Genomic DNA, 22,381 nt, shown 5'->3' on the forward strand with positions numbered 1-22,381 from the left:
TTTTTAATCTCAATTCTAATTGCCTGTCCTTTTCCTTCCATTTACTGAGGCTAACTCACAAAAAAAGACGGTCAGTTGACCGTCTAAAAAATTCTTAATTCGCTTTAGAGCCAATATCACTGCGGTAAAAGTAACCAGCTGCTTCCGCTTTTGATAGTGCTTGATACACTTGCGCTTGAGCTTCTTGAATCGTACCAGCTTCAGCTTCCACGACTAGAACACGCCCACCGGAAGATTCCATTTGTTCTGTTCCTTGTGTGACACCTGCGTAGTAGACAGTAACCTGATCGTTAAAATCTGGCAGCGTCATCCCTTTTTGATAGTCATTAGGATAGCCTTCCGCTGCTAAGACCACACCGACCGAAGCTTGATCGCTCCAAGTTAATTCCGGTTCTTGATTTTTTAACAAATCGTTGATAATTTGAGCCAAATCGCTCGTCAAACGAGGTAAAACGACTTGTGTTTCAGGATCACCAAAGCGTGCATTAAATTCAATGACTTTCGGACCTATTGCCGTCGCAATCAGACCAGCATAAAGAATCCCAGTAAAAGGCGTGCCATTTTTCATCATTCCGTTAGCTGCCGGTTGCAGAATTTCTGATATAGCTTTTTCAACCATTGCCTCCGAAATTTGTGGTACAGGCGAATAAGCACCCATGCCACCAGTATTTGGCCCTTCATCATTGTCGTAAGCACGTTTATGGTCCTGAGCAATCACCATTGGATAGACTTTTTCATTTTTGACAAAGGCCATTAACGAAAATTCTTCGCCTGCTAAAAATTCCTCTACCACAACTTTGTCGCCGCTCTCACCAAAACGATGATCGGTCATCATTTCCTTCAACGCTTGCAGTGCTTCTTTCAATGTCATCGCCACTGTCACACCTTTGCCAGCGGCTAAGCCATCTGCTTTGATGACAATCGGCGCACCTTTTTCTGTGACATAATCACATGCCGCTTGATAATCTGTGAAAGCGGCGTAATCAGCAGTAGGAATTTGATTGTCCACCATTAGTCTCTTCGCGAATTCCTTCGAGCCTTCGATCATCGCAGCCGCTTGATTCGGTCCAAAAATTGCTAACCCGGCCTGCTGAAAATCATCGACGATCCCATTTAACAATGGAATTTCCGGTCCGACAAACGTCCAGTCAATTGTATTCTCTTTTGCAAAGTCAATCAACGCTGCATGATTATCCTCCGCAATATCAACGACTTGAATTCCATCACGTGACATTCCCGGGTTACCTTTCGCACAAAAAACCTCTGTTACTTTCGGACTGTCCATTATTTTTTTGGCGATCGCATGCTCTCTTCCACCGCTGCCGATTATTAATATCTTCATAAACTCCTCCTAGTGTCTGAAATGACGCACGGCAGTGAAAACCATCGCAACACCGTATTTGTTCGCCATTTCGATAGAGTCTTTATCACGAATGCTGCCGCCTGGCTGAACGATGGCCTTGATTCCATGCTGCGCCGCATACTCAACACTATCATTCATTGGGAAGTAGGCATCACCAGCTAGCACAGCGCCAGCCATTCGACCTTTCGCTTCTTCCAAGGCGATTTTGACTGAACCGACACGATTCATTTGACCCGCACCGACACCGACGGTTTGGTGTGCATTGGCTATCACGATCGCATTTGATTTCACGTGTTTCACCGCTTTCCAAGCAAAAGCTAGCGCTGCTAATTCTTCGGCAGTTGGTTTACGATCGGTCACGACTTCCCAGTTTTCTGGGTCTTCTTCGATTACATCCTGATCTTGAATCAGTAATCCGCCTAAAACAGAAACAATCTCCTGCTGCCCTGCTGTTTGATCAGAAAAATCGAGAGTCATCAAACGAAGATTTTTCTTACCAGACAAAACAGCGAAGGCTTGTTGACTAAAACTTGGAGCAATAATGATTTCTAAGAACAATTTATGCATTTCTTCCGCTGTCGCCAAATCAACTTCACGATTTGCCACTAAAATCCCGCCAAAAATTGAAGTCGGATCTGCTTCATAAGCAAATTGATACGCTTCAAGAATCGTTTTACCGCTGCCGATGCCGCAAGGGTTCATATGCTTCAAGGCGACTACCGTTGGTTCACTGAATTCGCGGGCGATGCGAATCGCCGCATCGGCATCCTTGATGTTATTATAAGAAAGTTCTTTGCCGTGAAGCTGATGCGCATTTGCAATAGAATAAGGAACAGGCAAAGCGTTTTGATAAAAAGCCGCTTGCTGGTGACTATTTTCACCATAACGCAACGTTTGTTTCAGTTCATAGGTCAGCGTTAATTTTTCTGGTTCTGTTTCTTCCGCTTGCTGGGTCAAATATTCTGCAATGAGCGCGTCATAGGCTGCCGTGTGGCGAAAAACTTTCCCAGCTAACCTTTTCCGTGTCGCTAAACTTGTTTCCCCTTGCTCCTTTAACTCGTCTAATATACGAGGATAATCTTTTGGATCAACAACCACCGTTACAGCGTTGAAGTTTTTCGCCGCTGAACGCAGCATACTTGGTCCGCCGATATCAATATTTTCAATCGCATCGGCTTCTGTGACTTCAGGTTTTAAAATTGTTTCCTTGAAAGGATACAAGTTCACACAAACAAAATCAATCGGTTGGATATCATGAGTCTTCATAGCATCCAGATGGCTAGCTACGTCGCGTCGGCCTAATAACCCGCCGTGAATTTTTGGGTGCAGTGTCTTTACACGGCCATCCATCATTTCAGGAAATCCTGTCACTTCATCAATACTCAAGGTTGGAATTCCCGCCTCGTCTAAAGCTTTTTTCGTTCCGCCGGTGGAAACGATCTCGATTCCAGCTTGAACCAATCCTTTAGTAAACTCAATAACCCCTGTTTTATCTGAAACACTAATTAATGCTCTTTTCATCATGATTCTCCTTTACAATTTCCGCTAAGACTTGCGGATAAAGATGATGTTCCGCTTGATGAATTTTTTCTTCCAAGCTCTTCAAAGTATCACTTGCAGCCACGGCTACTTTACTTTGTGCGATGATTGGTCCGGTATCGACACCATCATCGACGTAATGAATCGTTACTCCTGTTTCAGATACACCCGCTTCATAAGCGTCTTTGATTCCATGCAATCCAGGAAAATTAGGCAGCAGAGCCGGATGGATGTTAATAATCGCTTGCGGAAACGCAGCGAGCAATTCTTTTTCTACGATCCGCATATACCCTGCCAAAACTACCAATCCGACGTCGTAATCCTTCAGTAATTTCAACAACGCTGCCTCATAGCTCTGCTTGTCAGCGAATTCTTTAAGTTCAAAACTCTCACAAGGAATATTAAATTTTTTCCCCCGCTCTAAAACATACGCATCGCGATGATCCGAAAATAGTAAAACCAGGTCCCCATCGATTTTTTGATCTTTGAATGCTTGAGCAATCACTTCAAAATTCGAGCCGTTCCCTGATGCTAAGACAGCGACCTTCATGCCTTTGCTCCTTTAAAAATGATCGGTTCGGCTTTCTTTTCAATGACTTTACCAATCACAAAGGCCTCTTCATCACGAGCAGTCAAATCAGCTTGTAATTCCTCTAATTTTTCTGAGGCAACCGCTAAAACCATACCGATCCCCATATTGAAAATTTCGTACATTTCTTTTTCTGGGAGTTCCCCGTATTTTGCTAACGCGTCAAAAATCGGCAAGATTGGCCATGTTCCTAATTCGATTTCACAAGCTAGGTTATCCGGCAACATCCGTGGCAAATTTTCTACAAAACCGCCACCAGTTACATGAGCGATCCCATTAACTAATTTCTTTTTGATCAGTGGCAAGACCGCATCCACATAGATTCGTGTCGGCATCAACAATTCCTCACCCAGTTCTTGACTCAATTCCGGTAATTTTTCTTTGATTGAGAAGCTATTTGTTTCAAAGAATATTTTACGAACGAGCGAATAGCCGTTAGAATGAATGCCTGACGAAGGCAACCCTACCAAGAGATCGCCGGTGTTGATTTTTTCACCAGTGATCATTTGACTTTTTTCTGCGATTCCAACAGTGAAGCCGGCTAAATCATAATCATTTTTACCATACATACCCGGCATTTCAGCCGTCTCGCCACCAATCAAGGCTGCCCCCGCTTGGACGCAACCTTCTGCCACACCAGCCACCACTTGTTCCAAGCGAGCCGGAATATTTTTGCCTGTGGCGATATAATCTAAGAAGTAAAGGGGCTCTGCACCTTGGGCGACAATGTCATTGACGCACATCGCCACACAGTCGATTCCAATCGTGTCATGTTTGTCCGCTTGGATCGCCACCATTAATTTCGTGCCTACGCCATCAGTTCCAGAAACTAACACCGGCTCTTTTAATTGAAACGAACTTAAATCAAAGCAGCCGCCAAATCCGCCGATTGCCCCCATCACGCCTAAGCGTTCCGTTCTTTTTACATGCTTTTTGATACGTTCAACCACTTCATAACCAGCCTCAACATCCACGCCAGCCTTAGAATATGCATTTCCCACACGATTCGCTCCTTATTCATATTAAAGTATTCATTTTTCTCCAAAGCGAAAAATGAGTTTGATCTTCATGCCGTATACCATTCCACTAGCTTTGCTAATTAATAAGTGGAACTGGCATCCTTATTCATATTAAAGTATTCATTTTTCTTAAAAGCGAAAAATGAGTTTGATCTTCATGCCGTATACCATTCCACTAACTTTGCTAATTAATAAGTGGAACTGGCAAACTGGCATCCTTATTCATTTTTGTGCAGTCATTTTTATTTTAATAAAACGAGGTTTTTTCTTTCAAAGTTGCTTGATAATGTGCTTCGTAATCGTATAACGGTGTTGGATAATCACCATTAAAGTACGCCATACATAGCCCTGAATAAGGTGCGTCAAATTTTAATCCGATTGCATTGATCAGGCCGACTTCGCTTAAAAAGGACAAAGAATCGGCCCCAATCATTTCTCTTATTTCTTCAATGGAGTGATTCGCGGCAATCAATTCCTTCCGTGTTTGAATATCAATTCCGTAGAAACAAGGATAGCGTAATGGCGGTGAAGCGATTCGAACATGAACTTCCTTTGCACCTGCTTCTTTCAAAAGTTTGACAATGCGACGGCTAGTGGTTCCCCGAACAATAGAATCGTCTACCATGATCACCCGTTTGCCTTCAACTACGCCACGAACGGCGGACAGTTTCATTCGCACCCCTTGTTCACGTAATTCTTGTGTAGGTTGGATAAAGGTTCGAGCAACATATTGGTTTTTTACCAAGCCCATCTCATAAGGAATTCCTGATTCTTCGGCATAACCGCTGGCTGCTGATAATGAAGAATTTGGCACGCCGACTACCATGTCAGCTTCGATCGCCGATTCTTTCGCTAAAATACGTCCCATATTTTTGCGGGCGCTATGGACATTGACGCCGGCAATATTAGAATCCGGACGAGCAAAATAGATATATTCCATTGAGCAAATCGCGTGCTGCGTAGCTTGCGTGAATTGTTCCACTCTTAGTCCATCGTCGTCGATCGTAATGATTTCTCCGGGATTAACATCTTGGATAAAGCTTGCCCCCACGACTTCCAGCGCACAAGTTTCTGAAGCGACGACATAAGCGCCATTGACCATTTGTCCGATTGACAATGGGCGAAAACCATTAGGATCGAGAGCTGCAACCATTGAATCTTCCGTTAACATCAAATAGGCAAAACCACCTTTGACGGTATTCAAAGCTTCTTTCATTCGCTCACAAAGCGTTGCTTTATGGCTACGGCGAATCAGGTGCATTAAGATCTCCGTATCTGAATTGGAATGGAAGATCGCGCCGTTTTGTTCCAATTCTTTTCGTAAACTTTTGGCATTCGTCAAATTACCATTATGGGCCAAGGCAAAAGCACCATCGTAAAAATTAAATAAGAAAGGCTGAATGTTATCCACGCTGCTGTTGCCAGCTGTTGCATAACGAACGTGACCGATCGCTGCTTGACCGGTCAATTGATCCAACTGCTGTTCATCTTTAAAAACTTCAGATAATAAACCTAGACCACGATGTCCGGTTAATTTGCCCGCATCATTACAGACGATCCCAGCACCTTCTTGCCCGCGATGCTGTAAACTATGCAGGCCAAAATAAGTGACGCGAGAGGCATCTGGGTGACCCCAGATACCAAAAACGCCACATTCTTCATTTAAACTTCTTACTTCATTAGACATGGAATGGCTTCCTCCCATAATTCTTGTGCCTGTTTGGTTGCTACGTTGATTGAGCCGCCTTCTGCAGTTAAATGAATCTCGCCAGAATCAGTAACCGTCCCGATTATGACTGCTTTGTTTCCCGCTAGCGCTTCAAATTCTGCTTGATTTTCTGGTTTAACGGTTAAAACAAAGCGTGATTGCGTCTCAGCAAAAAGATTTTCAACGGGCATCGCAACGGTTGCTTCCACCCCTAATTGATTCGTAAAAGCCGATTCAGCGATGGCTACCGCTAGTCCACCTTCCGCACAATCATGGGCACTGGCAATCAAGCCTGCTTTGATTGCAGAAAGAACATAATCTTGATTGGCTTTTTCCATCGTTAAGTCAAAGTCCATTAATTGACCTTCAATCAATCCTTTTTGCATTTTTTGTAACTCACTGCCGTTGAAATCATTGCTAGTTTCACCAACAACATAAATCAAATCACCAGCTTGTTTAAATTCTTGCGTCGTAATATGACTCAAGTCTTCGATCAAGCCAACCATTCCAATCATCGGTGTCGGATAAATTGCTTTGCCATTGGTTTCGTTATACATCGAAACATTGCCAGAGATAACTGGTGTATTCAATGTTCGACAGGCTTCAGAAATGCCGTCCGCTGATGTCCATAATTCCCAGAATCCCTCTGGCTTTTCTGGTGAGCCATAGTTCAAGCAGTCAGTAATCGCTAATGGCTGACCACCAGAGGCGACAATATTTCGAGCGGCTTCTGCTACCGCAATTTGTCCGCCAATTTCTGGATTTAAATATAAGTAACGTGCGTTACAATCGGTAGTCATTGCCAACGCTTTTTGCGTTCCGCGAACTCTTAAAACGGCCGCGTCACTGCCGGGGCGAACCACTGTATTAGTACGTACTTGCGAGTCGTAGGTTTCATAAATCATTCGCTTCGAAGCGATGGTCGGCTGTTGCAATAATTGCAGCAATACTTCCGAAGCATCCTTCACCTCTGGTTGATACTCGTCCATTGCAGCGAATTTTTTGATACGAGCTGGTTCACGTTTTTCATTTTGATAAACCGGCGCGTCTTCTGCCAAAGCATCCACTGGTAAATTGGCGACTTCAACATCGTGATGATATAAGCGATACAGCCCATCATCCGTTACTTCACCAATCGTTACCGCATCTAACTCATAACGTTTGAATAATTCCACGACTTCCGCTTCATGTCCTTGCTCAACACAGATCAGCATCCGCTCTTGCGATTCCGATAACATCATTTCGTAGGGCGTCATATGGGTTTCCCGCTGCGGGACATCATCTAAATAGAGCTTCAAGCCCGAACCGGCTTTCGAGGCCATTTCTGAACTAGATGAAACCAGACCGGCTGCCCCCATATCTTGGATGCCGACTAAAATATCCGCATGATCCAAAATTAATTCTAAACAAGCTTCTAATAATAATTTTTCCATAAATGGATCGCCAACTTGGACCGCTGAACGTTGTTGTTCTTCTCCTTCAACGAATTCTTCAGAAGCGAAAGTCGCTCCGTGAATGCCGTCACGCCCAGTTTTAGCACCGACGTACATGATAGAGTTGCCGACACCTTTAGCTTGACCTTTTTGGATGTCCTTGTGCTCCATTAATCCGACACACATCGCATTCACTAAAGGATTGCCTTCGTAGCAAGGATCAAAGGCTACTTCGCCGCCGACTGTTGGGATTCCGATACAATTTCCATAACCGCTGATCCCAGCGACGACTTCTTCTACTAAATATTTTGTCCGAGGTGTGTTTAATTCGCCAAAGCGTAAAGAATCTAAAATTGCGATGGGACGAGCGCCCATGCTGAAAATATCACGGATGATCCCGCCGACACCTGTTGCCGCGCCTTCATAAGGCTCTACTGCTGAAGGATGATTGTGGCTTTCGGCTTTAAAAACAACCGCTTGTCCATCACCAATATCCACGATTCCAGCACCCTCGCCTGGCCCTTGAAGAACCTGCGGACCCTCAGTCGGAAATTTACGTAGAACGGGCTTTGAATTTTTATACGAACAATGTTCACTCCACATGACAGAGAAAAGCCCTGTTTCAGTATAATTCGGCATGCGACCCAAGATATCTTCAGAAATCAAACGATATTCTTCATCGGTCAAGCCCCATTCAGCATAGATTCGTTGTTCTTTGATTTCTTGGGCTGTCGGTTCTAATTTCATCATTAGTTTGCAGTCACCTTTCCGAAATTTTTTAAAATAGAAGCGAAGAATTTTTTGCCGTCCTCAGAACCTAAAAGTGTTTCCATTGCACGTTCTGGATGCGGCATCATCCCTAAAACATTCCCTGCTTTATTGGTAATTCCAGCAATATTTTCAACGCTGCCATTAATATTTTCCCCTTCATAAGTAAAGACGATTTGCTTATTCGCCTGTAACTCAGCCAAGGTCGCTTCATCACAATAAAAATTTCCTTCACCGTGAGCAACAGGAATTTGAATGATTTCATCCATTTCATATTCAGAAGTGAATTTTGTTTGGTTATTCACAACACGTAATGGCGTGATTTTGCTGATAAATTTTAAGGACTCATTGCGGCGTAAAGCTCCGGGTAACAAGCCTGCTTCGGTTAAAATTTGAAATCCATTGCACGTCCCAAAAACTGGTTTGCCTTCTTCAGCAAACCGAACGACCTCTGACATGACAATAGAAAAGCGAGAGATCGCGCCACAGCGTAAATAATCCCCATACGAAAAACCGCCGGGCAGTAGCACACCATCAAATCCAGCCAAGCTTGTTGCATCGTGACGGACATATTCGCAATCCGCGCCCATGATTTCCTTCATCGCCCAATACATATCCATATCACAATTTGAGCCAGGAAAAACAATGACTGCAAATTTCATCTTAGACTTCCTCCATTGTTTGGATTTCGTAACGATACGTTTCCATATTCACGTTGGCTAATAATTGGTCACAAATTTCCTCGATCATGCCTTCTACTGGACGATCGCTTTTCGCGACTTTGATCTCAAAATATTTACCGATCCGTACCTCTTCGATCTCGTCATAACCTAAACGATGAACTGCGCCTTTAACCGCTTCTCCTTGCGGATCCAACACAGAATCCTTATACGTCACGTAAACTTTCACAAAATACATGCTTATTCTCCTCGCTTTTCTAATCGATTTAATACTTCTTGATACACAGGAATAATGTCGCCTAAGTCGCGACGATAAAGATCTTTGTCTAAATGCTCTTGTGTTTTCTTGTCCCACAAACGACACGTATCAGGAGAAATCTCATCTGCTAAAAGAATCGTGCCATCCTTTTGTCGCCCAAATTCTAATTTGAAGTCAATAAGTTGAATCGCCATTGAATCAAACAATTCAATCAATGCTTGATCGACTTCTAACGCCATTCGACGTAGTGTTGCTAGCTCTTCATCCGTGGCAATTTCTAAAAATCGGATATGATCATCCGTAATCATTGGATCGTCTAAGGCATCATTTTTGTAGTAAAAATCGACGATTGGCTTTTTCAAAGCAGCCCCTTCTGGAATAGCCAAACGTTTTGAAAAACTACCCGCTGCCACGTTTCGAACAACCACTTCTAAAGGAATAATGTCCACTGATTGAATCAATTGTTCAGTGGCTGAAAGCCGTTTGATAAAATGATTCGTGATTCCTTTGCTCTCTAAAAATTCAAAGATCAAGCTAGTGATTTGATTGTTTAGTTCGCCTTTACCATTTATTTGATCCTTTTTTGCACCATTCAAAGCAGTCGCTTGATTTAAATACTCGACCCAAATGATCGCTGGATCATCCGTTTGAAATAACTGTTTTGCTTTTCCCTCATACAATAAAGTCCGCTTTTCCACCTTGTTACGCTCCCTTTTCATGAACATTAACTACAAATAGTATAAAATCATTCGCTTTTTTAATTTCATCCTTAGTGTAACAAGCAGAAAAAAATAATTCAACGTTTTATCGTATGTTATTGCTTAAAAACATATTTATTGTTCGTGTTTAACCAGTGGCATCCATTTCTTTTCACAAGTCTCCCTTAAGATAACGTTTACATTTTTTTGAATGGGTGGTATATTAAATGCGAATGATATTAATGGAGGAATTGCTTATGACAGAGACGCCCTCAGCAGCTCAAAAATTTCTAGATTCAATGACTGAAATCGACAAGCAACGACTACTGAATGCACTGTTAGGATTAGATAGTACCCATGCCTTAAATTGCAATACCAGCTTCTATTCTTACCGCAACTTAAAAAAAATCTTTAAACCAAATAATGCGCAACCAATGCAAACGTTACACTTTTCCAATACCGCAAACGATCAATTAGTCATTCGACAAATGAAGCAACATTCTTTTTTAAAAAATTCTTATCGAATCGAGATTCGATTGAATTCTGTCTTATATGACTATCAATTGGTTGATTACCTACTGCAGCAATTGAACGAAAGCTGCTGCACGGATTTATTTTCTTATGCGTAAAATCAAAGACCTTCTTACCGAAAACGGCAAGAAGGTCTTTTTTTATTTAATGCCAACACGTTCAAAAACTTTATCCACATTTTTTAAATGATAATTATAATCGAAGGCGTCGTCCAAATCAGCAGCAGATAGAATGCTAGTGATTTTTTCGTCGGCATCAAGCAATGGTCTGAACTGGGTTTGATTATCCCAAGCATAAGCGGTCTTTGGTTGAACCAAATCATACGCTTCTTCTCGCGTCATTCCTTTATCAATCAGTTTCAACATCACTCGTTGGCTATAAATCAAGCCAAAAGTCGCATCCATATTACGCTTCATGTTCTCTGGAAAGACCGTCAAATTTTTAACGATATTACCAAACCGATGCAGCATATAATCTACTAAAATTGTCGTATCAGGTGTAATGATTCGTTCAGCTGAAGAATGGGAAATATCACGTTCATGCCACAAAGCCACATCCTCAAAGGCGGTAATCAAATGACCACGAACGACCCGCGCCAAACCGGTCATGTTTTCTGAACCAATTGGATTCCGTTTATGAGGCATCGCCGATGAACCTTTTTGTCCTTTAGCGAAAAATTCTTCTACCTCTCGGGTTTCCGATTTTTGTAAACCGCGGATTTCTGTTGCAAAACGTTCAATCGAGGTCGCAATCAATGCCAGGCTAGAAAAATACTCGGCATGTAAATCTCTTGGCAAGACTTGGGTAGAAATTTCTTGTGGGCGGATTCCTAATTTTTCACACACAAATTCTTCTACAAATGGTGGAATATTCGCGAAAGTCCCCACTGCACCAGAAATTTTTCCTGCTTCAACCCCTTTAGCCGCGTGTTCGAAACGTTCGATATTGCGTTTCATTTCAGAATACCAAGTCGCCAGCTTCAAACCAAAAGTCGTCGGTTCCGCGTGAACCCCGTGGGTCCGCCCCATCATAACTGTATTTTTGTGTTCTAAGGCTTTTTCTCCAATGATTGCTAAAAAATCTTGCAGATCTTGACGCAAGATATCGTTGGCTTGTTTGTATAAGTATCCGTAGGCTGTATCTACCACGTCGGTACTTGTTAAGCCATAATGAACCCATTTCCGTTCTTCACCTAATGTTTCAGAAACCGCGCGGGTGAAGGCAACGACATCGTGCTTGGTTGATTGTTCAATTTCTAAAATGCGATCCATATCAAAACCAGCATTCGCACGAATTTTCTCAACGTCCGCTTTGGGAATCTCTCCTAGTTCTGCCCAAGCTTCATCGGCTAAAATTTCTACCTCCAGCCACGCGTTATAACGATTCTCATCGCTCCAAATATTTCCCATTTCAGCTCTACTATATCGAGGTATCATGTTATGCTCCTTTTTCTTAATTAATGAAAAAATTTTTAAAACTAGCTGCGTTTTAATCCCAAGTGTCGGTCTTCTTGATATCATCCAAGGTTCGTTGGATACTATCCGTTAAAATAGTGATATGACCCATCTTGCGCCCCTTTTTCGGCATTGCTTTGCCATAGTAATGGAAGTGCCAGTCCGGCCACAAATCAATTAATTCATAGGTCTTTAACAGATTCTCGCCTAAAACATTCACCATCACTGCATTCGATAATAATTTTGGTTCACTTAAAGGCCAACCACAGATTCCGCGAATATGAGCCTCGAATTGACTCAACGTACAAGCCTCAATCGTGTAATGGCCAGAATTATGTGGACGTGGTGCAATCTCGTTCACATATAAAGCCCCCGCCTTTGTTAAGAAGAATTCTACACACAGGGTACCGACTAATTCTACCCCTTCAGCGATCACTTTAGCGATTCGACTGGCTTCTTTAGCTACTGCCGTATCAATTCCCGCTGGTGCGATTGTTTCATGTAAAATATTATTGCGATGGACATTTTCAACGACTGGAAAAGTTACATAGTCGCCGATGTTATTTCCCGCTACTTGAACAGATAATTCTTTTTCAAAGGGGATCCAGGATTCTAAAACACAAGTCCCTTGACGCAGCAAATTCATCGAAGGTGCTAGGTCAGCTGTACTTTTTAAGACATATTGCCCATGACCGTCATAACCACCGCGAGTTGTTTTTAAAACGCACGGATAGCCAATACCTTCAATCGCATCTTGAATATCCGTTGGACTGATGATCGTCGCGTACGGCGCAATGACAATATTATTATTTTCCAAGAACGATTTTTCCATCAGACGATCTTGACTGATCGCTAATAAGTCCGTCCCTTGAGGAACATTTGCAAAATGCTGGATTTGGTTGATCGTATCAACATCCACATTTTCAAATTCATAAGTAATGGCTTGCGATCGTCTAGCCATTTCTTCTAAAGCCATTTGATCATCATAATCCGCCACGATATGCCAATCTGAAACTTGCGCAGCTGGACAATCCTCTGTCGGGTCAATGATCCCCGTTCGAAAACCCATTTCCTTCGCGCTGATAGCCATCATCCGGCCTAATTGCCCTCCGCCTACGATTCCTATCGTAGAGCCTGGTTGTAAAGGTTTAACCAAGTTGTTCACTACTTTCCACTACAGTTTGTGTCAATTGCTGACGTTTCTTTGCCAAACGTTCAGCTACTTTTTTATCATACATTGAAAGCATCTGAGCCGCAAGTAGTCCTGCATTTGTTGCACCAGCTTTTCCAATCGCTGTCGTTGCCACCGGAATCCCGCCTGGCATCTGAACGATCGATAATAAGGAGTCAAAGCCATTTAAAGCCTTTGATTGCACGGGCACACCAATTACAGGTAAGGTTGTTTTCGCAGCCACCATGCCTGGCAAATGAGCTGCTCCTCCGGCTCCTGCAATAATAACTTTAATACCGCGTTCTCTGGCTTTTTCCGCAAACTCAAACATTAGATCAGGCGTACGATGTGCTGAAACAACTTTTTTCTCATAAGAAATTTCCAACTCCTCGAGACTTTCACACGCATGTTTCATTGTTTCCCAATCAGAGGTACTCCCCATGATAACTGCAACTTCTGGATTCATGATTTGCTCCTTTCATTATTCATGCTTATTTTAGCAAGCAACCATAGGGAAGTCAAAATAGAATTCGAATATTATTCGATATTTCTAATCTAACGTTCGTGTTTATTCCGTATAAAAAGAAAGCGCGACAAATGCCGCGTTCTTTTTAACTATTTTTACGATTATAACCATGGAATAATAGATTCAATACAATCGCTGACAAACTACTCATCACAATACCATTTCCAGTAAACATTTGAACCGTTTCAGGTAGCTTCGCGAAAAGTGCTGGCATAGCGTTAAACCCTAAACCAAAACCAATTGAAATTGCGATGATTAATAAGTTTTTCTCATCATTAAAATCAACTTTCGAAAGCATCTTCATTCCTTGGACCGCAACCATTCCGAACATTACGAGCATTCCCCCGCCTAAAACCGGCTCAGGAATAATTTGGGCCAAAGCCCCTACTTTAGGGAACAGGCCAAGAATAATCAAGAAGATAGCTGAAAAATAAATTGGACGACGGGTTTTGATCCCGGATAATTGAACCAGCCCAACATTTTGTGAAAAGCCGGTATAAGGGAATGTATTGAATAACCCGCCTAGAATAACCGCCAGACCTTCTGCACGATATCCACGTTTCAAATCATCTTGAGATACTTTTTTGCCAGTAATATCGCCTAAAGCAAAGTAAACACCTGTTGACTCTACCATGCTGACGATAGAAATAATAATCATTAACAGAATTGAAAATGGTTCAAATCTCGGTGTCCCAAAGTAAAAAGGCTGTGGAACATGGAACATTGGTGCATGTCCAATTGCAGCTAAATCGACTTGACCTAATAATGCCGCTAAAACCGTACAACCAACCAATCCTACCAATACAGCGATTGAACGAACAAAGCCGCGTCCAAACACTTGAACAGCTAAAATCAAGGCGATCGTAATAAAGCCCAGTAATAAATTGGTTGGGTTGCCGAAAGTTTTAGCCGCTGCATCGCCACCACCTAATTTCGTTGTAGCAACTGGAATCAAGGTCAAACCAATCGTTGTGATAACTGTTCCAGTAACGATCGGCGGAAACAATTTTTCAATCTTTGAAAAAAAGCCCGCAATTAAAACTACAAATATACCAGCCGCGATGATCGACCCATAGACTGTTCCGACACCTTGTGTTTGTCCAATCAAGATAAGTGGTGCGACTGCTTGGATGGCACAGCCTAGAACAACTGGCAGCCCAATCCCGAAAAATCTATTGACTGTTAATTGTAAAAGTGTCGCTACCCCACACATGAAAATATCAATGGAAATCAAATACGTCATTTGTGCTTCATTAAAACCTAGCCCCGTACCGATCAACAGTGGCACAGCCACAGCTCCCGCATACATGGCTAAAAGATGCTGCAACCCTAAAACTGCTGATTTTCCATTACTTGTTTCGTTTGTCACTCTATGCGTCCTCCTCGATAAATGTCACTTTACCGTCATGTAGGGAAGAGATTCTTGCTAAAGAGACGACTGGAATATCCATGTCTTCAATCAGTTGGCGTCCATCCTGGAAGGATTTTTCAATTAAAATCCCAATTCCAGCCACGTTCGCTCCCGCTTGTTGACACAATTCAATCAATCCTTTAGCCGCTTGGCCGTTCGCTAGAAAATCATCGACTAATAACACATTGTCCTCTGCAGAAAGGAATTTACGAGAGATTGAAATGGTGCTGGTTAATTGTTTTGTAAAAGAATAAACGGATGCAGTCAACAGCTCTTCGTTCATTGTTAGGCTTTTTGATTTACGGGCAAAGATCATTGGTACCTTTAAAGCTTGTGCGGCATAAACGGCCGGAGCAATCCCTGACGCTTCGATTGTCACTACTTTAGTGATCTTCTTTTCCGCGAATACTTCTGCCAGACGTTTCCCCATCGCATCCATCAATTCAGGATCTACTTGGTGCGTGATGAATTCATCGACTTTCAGAACACCTTCGCCTAAAACTCTGCCATTTTCTTTAATGCGATCTGTCAATTCTTTCATTATTCATTCTCCTTTTCCTATTTCAAATCGAATACCGTTCCATTTTATCTCTTTTACTATAGCAAGATATTTTGTTGGTCGCATATCATCTGCCTAGTTAGTCATAAAATTAGAATTGCATTCGTTCTTGTCGTTTTTTGATTAATACAAAAAACGCACCCCATCTGCAAAGCAAAAAAGGTACGCAACCGTACGATTTTTACTTATAGTCTTGCGTTTACGGCACAAGGTAGAAACTGTCATCCATATTATGACGATATATAAGTTCACTGCCAGTGAAAATTTTCACTGAAGTTTATGAAATATGAAAATTATTATAGCAGAAAGATCCTCACTGTAAACTAGAATTATTTCAAATGAGAAGAATTATAGCTGAATTAAATGAATATCTCACTTTATAAGTAAGAAAAGAACGGGAGCAATTCAAAAAAATTGGCAATTCAACTAGTATTTGAGAATATAATAAAGACAAGAAATTTTTTTCTGACTCCTTTACTACATAGCCAGGAGCCTTATTAAAGAACATATTAGGAGGTTCTTTCAATGATTGATTATTTCACAATATCCGATACTGGCGTTAAAAAAAGCGTCCACGCCAGTAATTGGCTCGCGGTTGACAATCCCAGCGATGCCGAAAAGGAACAGTTACACGAAGCCTATGATTTACCAAAAAATTTTTTTGCCTTAGGTCAAAAATATTCCAATGTTTCCTTTTTCAAAAAATATCAAACCACGGAAAAGAACCCACTCTGCTTGATGCTCTTTGTCGATATCCAATCAGTGGATGAACCAGAGTCTTTATCTTCAACAGTTTCGGTCTTCTTAACTCCTGAAGTGCTGATAACCGTGAGTGATAATTCACTCATTCAAGAAGTGCTGCAAAATTTCGAGTCAGAAATCTTTACTAAAGCCGGCTTGATTCTCCATATGTTACAGACAATTAATGAACATTATCTGATTTTTTTACGAGAACAACGAAAAACCATCGAAGAAATCAGTAAAGGAACTGCTCACGGCTCTAATAAAAATATTCTTGAACAAACGACCCATACCGAGAAGAATCTCGTGTACATCGACAATCTTCTAAAGGAACAATTAAAAACAATTGATCGACTGTTAAATTCGAGTCTAGTTGCCTCAGATCGTGATTTAGCAATTGAAATCGAGTTACAGTCTAAACAAGCCACGACTTCTGTTCAAATTTATCGCGAGATGCTAGGTTCAATCAGCGGTTTAATCAACAGTATGATGGATAATCGACTGAACCAGCTGATGAAATTTCTTAATACTGCTTCTTTGCTCTTAGCATTACCAACATTAATTTTCAGTTTATGGGGGATCAATACCGGTGGGTTGCTCTGGCGTGATTCAGAGATTGGCTCCATCATGGTGGTACTCTTAGCATTAATTGTTTCCATCGTTAGCGGTGTCTATCTATTTAAAAAGGATTATGACGCGTAATTCAAAAAAACAGGCAGCGATCAAATGCTCGCTGCCTGTTTTTGACTGATTACTATTTTAATTCGTTTGCTACTGAGAAGTGTCCAATAACATCCGTGATTCGGTTCAAGTCAACATTACCACCAGAAACGACGGCAACAACTTTTTTACCATTCACATATTTGTCCACTTTACCTGAAAGAATGGCCGCAGTTGCTAAAGCACCCGCTCCTTCAACGACGATCTTCGTCCGTTGGATCAAATCTTTCATTGCAACTTCAATCTCTTGTTCAGATACGGTTACCATATCGTCAACCAATTCCTCCACAACTTCAAAGGTTAAGTTTCCAGGGAATTCTACCGCACAACCGTCTGCGATTGTTGCACCTTTTTTGTAACCAACTTTTTTGCCTTCACGGAATGAAGCTGTCATCCCATGAATGTTGTCTGCTTGTACCCCAATAATATTGATATTAGGGTTAAACGTCTTCATTGCTACTGCAATCCCAGCGATTAAGCCACCGCCGCCGACAGGAACAATGACAGTATCCACGTCCCAAATTGAATCAAGGATTTCAAGACCGATGGTTCCTTGTCCAGCCATCACGCATTCATCATCGTAAGGTGGGATATACGTCACGCCGGTTTCTTCAACGATTTTTTCACAATATGCTTTTGCATCATCAAAACCTGCACCATGAAGGATTACTTTTGAGCCGTAACCTTCCGTTGCTTCTACTTTTGCTTTAGGAGCTGTTTCAGGCATTACGATCGTACTTTCAATTCCTAATAATCTAGAAGTCAATGCGACACCTTGTGCATGGTTCCCAGCAGAAACTGCGATAACTCCCTTATCTTTTTCCGCTTGAGTTAAATGAGCAATCTTGTTGAACGCTCCACGGAATTTAAATGAACCGGTTAATTGCATGTTTTCTAATTTCAAGAAAACTTGACCACCCGTTTTAGCTGTTAAGAACATTGATTGAATCAACGGTGTTACCCGTCCATATTGTTTCACAACATTTTTTGCTTCATGGATATCTTCGATTGATACTGGTAATTTTGTCATTGTTTGAGTCATTACAGTACATCTCCCACTTCGGTATAAGTCACATCGATTGAATCTGCTAATGCTTTAGAAACTACTTTACCATTGTATACACTTAGACCTGAAACTAATGATTCGTCAGATTTCAACGCAGCTTCAAGACCTTTGACACTAACATCTTTAAGGAATGAGATATTGCCTTTTGCTAATGCGATCGTTGCTGTTCTTGGTGTTGCACCAGGCATATTTGGTACAGCATAGTGAATCACGCCATGTTTAGTGAAGACTGGGTCCGCATGGTTGGTTGGTTTGTCGATTGTTTCAACTGTACCACCTTGGTCAATTGCGATATCAACGATTACTGAACCTGGTTTCATTGATTCAACCATGTATTCTTTAACTAATTTTGGTGGCTTCGCTCCTGGAATCAAGACGGTTGAGATAAACACATCCGCTTCTTTGATTTTTTCTGCTAAGTTTTCAGTGTTTGAAACCAGCACATCAACATTGTGATCTTTATAACGTTCTTGTAATTGTTTGATCCGGTTTTCGTTCACTTCAAGAATGATGACGTGGCAACCAATTCCTACAGCCATATCAGCCGAATTTTCTGCCGCGTTCCCACCACCTAAGATAACAACGGTGCCTGCTTCAACGCCGTCGATTCCTGGAAGTAAGATTCCTTCGCCGCCGTGTTGTTTTTCTAAATAATATTGACCTAGATTTACTGCACGACGTCCAGCGATCGCACTCATCGGTTTCAACAACTCTAATACACCATTGATTGAGATGTTTTCACCTGACAAAGCTGTCACGCCAACTTCCATCATTTTTTCAACGCAAGCTTTGTTGGCTGCTAAATGCAAGAAGCCCCAGATGATTTGACCTTTCTTGAAGTAGTGGTATTCACTTTCCATTGGTTCTTTGACTTTTACGATCAGTTCAGCGGTCCAAGCAGTATCTGTATCAACGATTTTACCGCCTGCTTCAATATATTGTTCATTTGTAAAGCCAGAGCCTGCACCTGCGTTATCATCAACAAGTACTTCATTTCCTGCTTCAACTAAAATTTTTACATTTTCAGGTGTCATACCTACACGTGCTTCACCTTGTTTTGGATCTTTAATTACGCCTATTTTCATAGCCATTCACTCCCAAAGATTATTTACCAAAGTTATTTAACCTTGGAACATGTTTAATATATCACAATGCCTTTTTTTAACAATAATAAGCTTCTAAGTGTTATTGATATCTCATTTATTCCAAAGTAATATTCATTATTAGTTGATCAGACAAGCAAAAAAGCCGTAAAAACAGTCTTTTTAAATAAGAATTTTTTCATTTATTCGAAATACGCTCTCCTTAAACTAAGTATTCAAGCAAATATAATGAAACCGTTATCGTTCTTTTATGTGATTTTTCGAATTTATTGATTTTTTATTATTTTAGGAAGTAACAGCGCTTACTAATGACTTTTACTTTCAAAAAAGAACTCAACTCCTTAAGGTTTACAAAGTCCGAAAAAAAAAAGCCGAAGATTATTCTTCGACTTTCGCTTGGCAATCTGGGCATAGCCCATAAACTTCTAAACGGTGCTTGTTGATTTTATAGCCTGTTAACTTGCTAGATGCCATTTCAACATCTTCCAATCCTGGATAGAAAAAATCCACGATCTTTCCACAATCTGTACAAATCGCATGATAATGCTGCTTATTCGTAAAATCAAAACGACTAGCCGCATCTCCATAGTTCATCTCTTGCACAATCCCTATTTCGACAAACTTTCTCAAGTTATTGTACACAGTAGCCACACTCATATTGGGGAAGCGGCCTTCTAACGAGCGAAAAATCTCATCAGCTGTTGGATGACTACGGTACTGAATCAGATATTCTAAGATGGCATAACGTTGTGGCGTGATTCTTACTCCGCCAGCCTTCAATTCTTTGACCGCTTGATCAACTGCCTCATTAACCATATAAGCCCCTCCTCTTTGGTTTCTCTGTAAAATGATACTATTATCTGAGGAGAAATACTAGTTAGATTCAAAAATTAATATTTTTTGTGAACTTGTTGAATTTATTGGAATAATTCAGTGGACAAATAACGTTCCCCATTATCAGGCAGCAAGACCAACACTTTCTGATTAGAGTCCAATTTTTTAGCTATTTCTAAAGCTGCAAATAGTGCCGCTCCCGAAGAAATACCGACTAGGATCCCTTCTTTTTTAGCAATTTCTCTGGCAGTCTCCATTGCATCACTACTTTTCACCGGTAAAACTTCATCATAAATATTCGTATTCAAAATACTTGGAACAAATCCAGCGCCAATTCCTTGGATTTTATGCGGACCAGATTGACCGCCCTCTAAGACAGGGGATTCTTCCGGTTCTACCGCATAAATTTTAATATCTGAATACATCCGCTTTAATTCGTTCCCAACACCTGTGATCGTACCACCTGTACCAACACCAGCAACAAATGCGTCTAACCCATTCTTTTCAAAGGTATTGACAATTTCTTTAGCCGTTGTTTCTTCATGAACTTTTGGATTTGCTGGATTGTCAAATTGAGCTGGGACAAACCAACCATTTTTTTCAGCTAGTTCATTCGCCTTCGCAATCGCACCTTTCATCCCATCCGCTCCAGGCGTTAAAACCAAATCTGCACCATAAGCCTGCATTAATTTCCGACGTTCAACGCTCATCGTTTCTGGCATTACTAACGTTACTGGATATCCTTTAGCAGCTCCGACCATAGCTAGACCAATTCCGGTATTTCCAGAAGTCGGTTCAATAATTGTCATCCCTGCTGTCAATTTTCCAGAATGTTCGGCGTCTTCAATCATTCGTAGAGCAATCCGATCCTTCACACTTCCACCTGGATTAAAGGATTCAACTTTAACGTATATTTCCGCCATCTCACCTGTTGTCATGTGGTTAAGTTTTACGATTGGTGTGTCGCCAATCGTTTCTAAAATAGATTGATAAATTTTTGTCATTTTAGTTCGCTCCATTCCTTACCTTATGTAAGTCATATTATCGAAAAAAGAGCAAAGATGCGAGAATTTCGACTTTTAGAGCGTTTCAATCTAGAGTAACTTTACAGCTTTTTTCTAAATAAAATTATCCCTCAGAGTTTTATTCAAGAAAAAAAGATGAAGCTTATTGCTTCATCTTTGAAATCAATTAAATAGTAATCGTTTCTCCTGGCATGATGGTGGTAGCGGAAGTCCAACCATTATCTGCCATTAATTGGTCTACACTAATTCCAAATTTTTCAGCGATTCCCCAAAAAGAATCCCCTGATTGGACTGTGTATGATTGACCACTTGCTTGAGCGGTCGCAGTTGTTTGTGTTGCATCATTTCCAGTAGAAGCCGTTTGCTGTGTTTGCCCTTGATTTGTTGATTCAATAGCTGTACCGGCCCCCGGCGTATCAAAACGAGTCAAGCCATACGTTTGAATCAATGAAATTAATTTTCCGGCATAGCCAGGGTCTGTCGCATAGCGACCGGTTAAATAGACTGCTGCATCTTGATAACTGTTTGTATGACTTTTCCATGCACCTGCATAATAAGAACTTCTCAATAGGCTCGCATGGGCCTGAAACGATTCACTGTAGCTCCCGTAAACAGCAAACGGCTCATTCATCGTGACCCATTGACCATTTAAGTATTCTTGCGTGCTCATGGTAACAGATGGGCCGCCGCTATACTCTTTAACGCCAAATAAATTGTAATATGGAGCACTTGATAATGACGAAGATCCAAAGCCTGTTTCAACTAATGCTTGAGCAACCATGATCGATGCGTATAAATCATTGGATGCAGACACTTGCATCGCAGAAGCACCTAGCTGTTCAATAAATGCCGATTGATTTTGTGTTTGGCCGACTTCAGCCGCATTCGCTTTTACACTATTGATAGAAATCGCGGCTGGCGCAAGAATCATTGCCGTCCCTAGTAAAGGTGCACTCTTTTTCGCCATTCTTATCTGCTTTTCTTTTTTCTGTTCTCTTATATAATTGTTTCTCTCGATACGTGTTTTAAATTGGCTCATTTTTTACCTCCATGAAACCCTACCTACACTCTTCTTTTTACGTTACTTTGAAAGTATAATCCAATAATAATTAACAAACAATTCAAACAACGGCATTTTGACAAATTGTCATTACTTCGTAACATGTGTAATGAAAAAGTAGTTA

General features: G+C 41.3%; 21 protein-coding genes and 1 riboswitch. Of the genes, 2 read left to right on the forward strand and 19 right to left on the reverse strand.

Going from position 1 to position 22,381, the window contains the following annotated elements; genetic code table 11:
* Nucleotides 1-94: 94 nt before the first annotated feature.
* From purD to purC, 9 genes are all read right to left on the reverse strand, one after another.
* Nucleotides 95-1,342, reverse strand: a complete 1,248-nt coding sequence (gene purD / locus FFM67_RS01870) for a phosphoribosylamine--glycine ligase (protein WP_137612980.1) — start codon at nt 1,340-1,342, stop codon at nt 95-97.
* 9 nt (nt 1,343-1,351) lie between these two features.
* Nucleotides 1,352-2,884: a bifunctional phosphoribosylaminoimidazolecarboxamide formyltransferase/IMP cyclohydrolase gene (gene purH, locus FFM67_RS01875; protein ID WP_137612981.1), complete on the reverse strand. Its 1,533-nt coding sequence runs from the start codon at nt 2,882-2,884 to the stop codon at nt 1,352-1,354.
* Nucleotides 2,865-3,452, reverse strand: a complete 588-nt coding sequence (gene purN / locus FFM67_RS01880; protein ID WP_137612982.1) for a phosphoribosylglycinamide formyltransferase — start codon at nt 3,450-3,452, stop codon at nt 2,865-2,867. Before purN ends, purH begins: the two co-directional genes overlap by 20 nt.
* Nucleotides 3,449-4,492 carry a phosphoribosylformylglycinamidine cyclo-ligase gene (gene purM / locus FFM67_RS01885; protein ID WP_137612983.1) on the reverse strand — a complete coding sequence of 348 codons (1,044 nt, stop codon included), beginning with the start codon at nt 4,490-4,492 and terminating at the stop codon, nt 3,449-3,451. The genes purN and purM overlap by 4 nt, the downstream gene beginning before the upstream one ends.
* A 265-nt stretch (nt 4,493-4,757) precedes the next feature.
* Nucleotides 4,758-6,197 (reverse strand): amidophosphoribosyltransferase, encoded by a 1,440-nt coding sequence (gene purF / locus FFM67_RS01890; protein ID WP_137612984.1) that lies wholly within the window; start codon nt 6,195-6,197, stop codon nt 4,758-4,760.
* Nucleotides 6,182-8,401 carry a phosphoribosylformylglycinamidine synthase subunit PurL gene (gene purL / locus FFM67_RS01895; protein ID WP_137612985.1) on the reverse strand — a complete coding sequence of 740 codons (2,220 nt, stop codon included), beginning with the start codon at nt 8,399-8,401 and terminating at the stop codon, nt 6,182-6,184. The genes purF and purL overlap by 16 nt, the downstream gene beginning before the upstream one ends.
* Nucleotides 8,401-9,081 carry a phosphoribosylformylglycinamidine synthase subunit PurQ gene (gene purQ / locus FFM67_RS01900; protein ID WP_137612986.1) on the reverse strand — a complete coding sequence of 227 codons (681 nt, stop codon included), beginning with the start codon at nt 9,079-9,081 and terminating at the stop codon, nt 8,401-8,403. Before purQ ends, purL begins: the two co-directional genes overlap by 1 nt.
* Before the next feature lies 1 nt (nt 9,082).
* Entirely contained in the window at nt 9,083-9,337 is a 255-nt protein-coding gene (gene purS, locus FFM67_RS01905) for a phosphoribosylformylglycinamidine synthase subunit PurS (RefSeq protein WP_137612987.1), read from the reverse strand.
* Between the two features lie 2 nt (nt 9,338-9,339).
* Nucleotides 9,340-10,056: a phosphoribosylaminoimidazolesuccinocarboxamide synthase gene (gene purC, locus FFM67_RS01910; RefSeq protein ID WP_137612988.1), complete on the reverse strand. Its 717-nt coding sequence runs from the start codon at nt 10,054-10,056 to the stop codon at nt 9,340-9,342.
* A 257-nt stretch (nt 10,057-10,313) separates the two neighbouring features.
* Between purC and FFM67_RS01915 the strand changes: the two genes are divergently transcribed.
* The gene (locus FFM67_RS01915; protein ID WP_170177973.1) at nt 10,314-10,685 is read left to right on the forward strand and encodes a hypothetical protein; all 372 of its coding nucleotides are present in this window, start codon (nt 10,314-10,316) and stop codon (nt 10,683-10,685) included.
* A 42-nt stretch (nt 10,686-10,727) separates the two neighbouring features.
* Here FFM67_RS01915 and purB read toward each other — a convergent pair whose 3' ends face one another.
* The 5 genes from purB to FFM67_RS01940 form a co-directional block, all read right to left on the reverse strand.
* Nucleotides 10,728-12,023 (reverse strand): adenylosuccinate lyase, encoded by a 1,296-nt coding sequence (purB, locus tag FFM67_RS01920; protein ID WP_137612989.1) that lies wholly within the window; start codon nt 12,021-12,023, stop codon nt 10,728-10,730.
* A gap of 52 nt (nt 12,024-12,075) precedes the next feature.
* Nucleotides 12,076-13,197 carry a 5-(carboxyamino)imidazole ribonucleotide synthase gene (gene purK, locus FFM67_RS01925; protein WP_174784451.1) on the reverse strand — a complete coding sequence of 374 codons (1,122 nt, stop codon included), beginning with the start codon at nt 13,195-13,197 and terminating at the stop codon, nt 12,076-12,078.
* A complete protein-coding gene (gene purE, locus FFM67_RS01930; protein ID WP_137612991.1) occupies nt 13,190-13,678 on the reverse strand; it encodes a 5-(carboxyamino)imidazole ribonucleotide mutase in 489 nt (162 codons plus the stop codon). The genes purK and purE overlap by 8 nt, the downstream gene beginning before the upstream one ends.
* A 145-nt stretch (nt 13,679-13,823) precedes the next feature.
* Entirely contained in the window at nt 13,824-15,107 is a 1,284-nt protein-coding gene (locus tag FFM67_RS01935; protein ID WP_137612992.1) for a nucleobase:cation symporter-2 family protein, read from the reverse strand.
* A 1-nt stretch (nt 15,108) separates the two neighbouring features.
* Nucleotides 15,109-15,690 carry a xanthine phosphoribosyltransferase gene (locus tag FFM67_RS01940; protein ID WP_137612993.1) on the reverse strand — a complete coding sequence of 194 codons (582 nt, stop codon included), beginning with the start codon at nt 15,688-15,690 and terminating at the stop codon, nt 15,109-15,111.
* Between the two features lie 186 nt (nt 15,691-15,876).
* Nucleotides 15,877-15,974: riboswitch (purine riboswitch) on the reverse strand.
* A gap of 259 nt (nt 15,975-16,233) precedes the next feature.
* On the opposite strand from FFM67_RS01940, the gene FFM67_RS01945 reads away from it, so the two are divergent.
* The gene (locus tag FFM67_RS01945) at nt 16,234-17,151 is read left to right on the forward strand and encodes a magnesium transporter CorA family protein (RefSeq protein WP_137612994.1); all 918 of its coding nucleotides are present in this window, start codon (nt 16,234-16,236) and stop codon (nt 17,149-17,151) included.
* 52 nt (nt 17,152-17,203) lie between these two features.
* On the opposite strand, the gene tdcB is transcribed toward FFM67_RS01945, so the two are convergent.
* The 5 genes from tdcB to FFM67_RS01970 form a co-directional block, all read right to left on the reverse strand.
* Nucleotides 17,204-18,211 carry a bifunctional threonine ammonia-lyase/L-serine ammonia-lyase TdcB gene (tdcB, locus tag FFM67_RS01950; RefSeq protein ID WP_137612995.1) on the reverse strand — a complete coding sequence of 336 codons (1,008 nt, stop codon included), beginning with the start codon at nt 18,209-18,211 and terminating at the stop codon, nt 17,204-17,206.
* Nucleotides 18,211-19,320 carry an alanine dehydrogenase gene (ald, locus tag FFM67_RS01955; protein ID WP_137612996.1) on the reverse strand — a complete coding sequence of 370 codons (1,110 nt, stop codon included), beginning with the start codon at nt 19,318-19,320 and terminating at the stop codon, nt 18,211-18,213. Before ald ends, tdcB begins: the two co-directional genes overlap by 1 nt.
* A gap of 396 nt (nt 19,321-19,716) precedes the next feature.
* Nucleotides 19,717-20,154, reverse strand: a complete 438-nt coding sequence (locus FFM67_RS01960; protein ID WP_071862739.1) for a Fur family transcriptional regulator — start codon at nt 20,152-20,154, stop codon at nt 19,717-19,719.
* A 101-nt stretch (nt 20,155-20,255) separates the two neighbouring features.
* Complete coding sequence (cysK, locus tag FFM67_RS01965) at nt 20,256-21,176, reverse strand: cysteine synthase A (RefSeq protein ID WP_137612997.1); 921 nt, start codon at nt 21,174-21,176, stop codon at nt 20,256-20,258.
* 187 nt (nt 21,177-21,363) lie between these two features.
* A complete protein-coding gene (locus tag FFM67_RS01970; protein WP_137612998.1) occupies nt 21,364-22,236 on the reverse strand; it encodes a glucosaminidase domain-containing protein in 873 nt (290 codons plus the stop codon).
* Between the last annotated feature and the right edge of the window lie 145 nt (nt 22,237-22,381).

This window comes from Enterococcus viikkiensis (genome assembly GCF_005405345.1).
In the GTDB taxonomy this organism is placed as follows: Bacteria; Bacillota; Bacilli; order Lactobacillales; family Enterococcaceae; genus Enterococcus_A; species Enterococcus_A viikkiensis.

Bases quoted from the DNA above. Each gene is read 5' to 3' on its own strand.
- purB (WP_137612989.1), bottom strand. From the start codon at position 12,023: ATGATACCTCGATATAGTAGAGCTGAAATGGGAAATATTTGGAGCGAT.
- tdcB (WP_137612995.1), bottom strand. From the start codon at position 18,211: ATGACTCAAACAATGACAAAATTACCAGTATCAATCGAAGATATCCAT.
- FFM67_RS01970 (WP_137612998.1), bottom strand. From the start codon at position 22,236: ATGAGCCAATTTAAAACACGTATCGAGAGAAACAATTATATAAGAGAA.
- ald (WP_137612996.1), bottom strand. From the start codon at position 19,320: ATGAAAATAGGCGTAATTAAAGATCCAAAACAAGGTGAAGCACGTGTA.
- purD (WP_137612980.1), bottom strand. From the start codon at position 1,342: ATGAAGATATTAATAATCGGCAGCGGTGGAAGAGAGCATGCGATCGCC.
- FFM67_RS01915 (WP_170177973.1), top strand. From the start codon at position 10,314: ATGACAGAGACGCCCTCAGCAGCTCAAAAATTTCTAGATTCAATGACT.
- FFM67_RS01940 (WP_137612993.1), bottom strand. From the start codon at position 15,690: ATGAAAGAATTGACAGATCGCATTAAAGAAAATGGCAGAGTTTTAGGC.
- FFM67_RS01960 (WP_071862739.1), bottom strand. From the start codon at position 20,154: ATGGTTAATGAGGCAGTTGATCAAGCGGTCAAAGAATTGAAGGCTGGC.
- purL (WP_137612985.1), bottom strand. From the start codon at position 8,401: ATGATGAAATTAGAACCGACAGCCCAAGAAATCAAAGAACAACGAATC.
- purS (WP_137612987.1), bottom strand. From the start codon at position 9,337: ATGTATTTTGTGAAAGTTTACGTGACGTATAAGGATTCTGTGTTGGAT.
- cysK (WP_137612997.1), bottom strand. From the start codon at position 21,176: ATGACAAAAATTTATCAATCTATTTTAGAAACGATTGGCGACACACCA.
- FFM67_RS01945 (WP_137612994.1), top strand. From the start codon at position 16,234: ATGATTGATTATTTCACAATATCCGATACTGGCGTTAAAAAAAGCGTC.
- purH (WP_137612981.1), bottom strand. From the start codon at position 2,884: ATGAAAAGAGCATTAATTAGTGTTTCAGATAAAACAGGGGTTATTGAG.
- purQ (WP_137612986.1), bottom strand. From the start codon at position 9,081: ATGAAATTTGCAGTCATTGTTTTTCCTGGCTCAAATTGTGATATGGAT.
- purF (WP_137612984.1), bottom strand. From the start codon at position 6,197: ATGTCTAATGAAGTAAGAAGTTTAAATGAAGAATGTGGCGTTTTTGGT.
- purE (WP_137612991.1), bottom strand. From the start codon at position 13,678: ATGAATCCAGAAGTTGCAGTTATCATGGGGAGTACCTCTGATTGGGAA.
- purN (WP_137612982.1), bottom strand. From the start codon at position 3,452: ATGAAGGTCGCTGTCTTAGCATCAGGGAACGGCTCGAATTTTGAAGTG.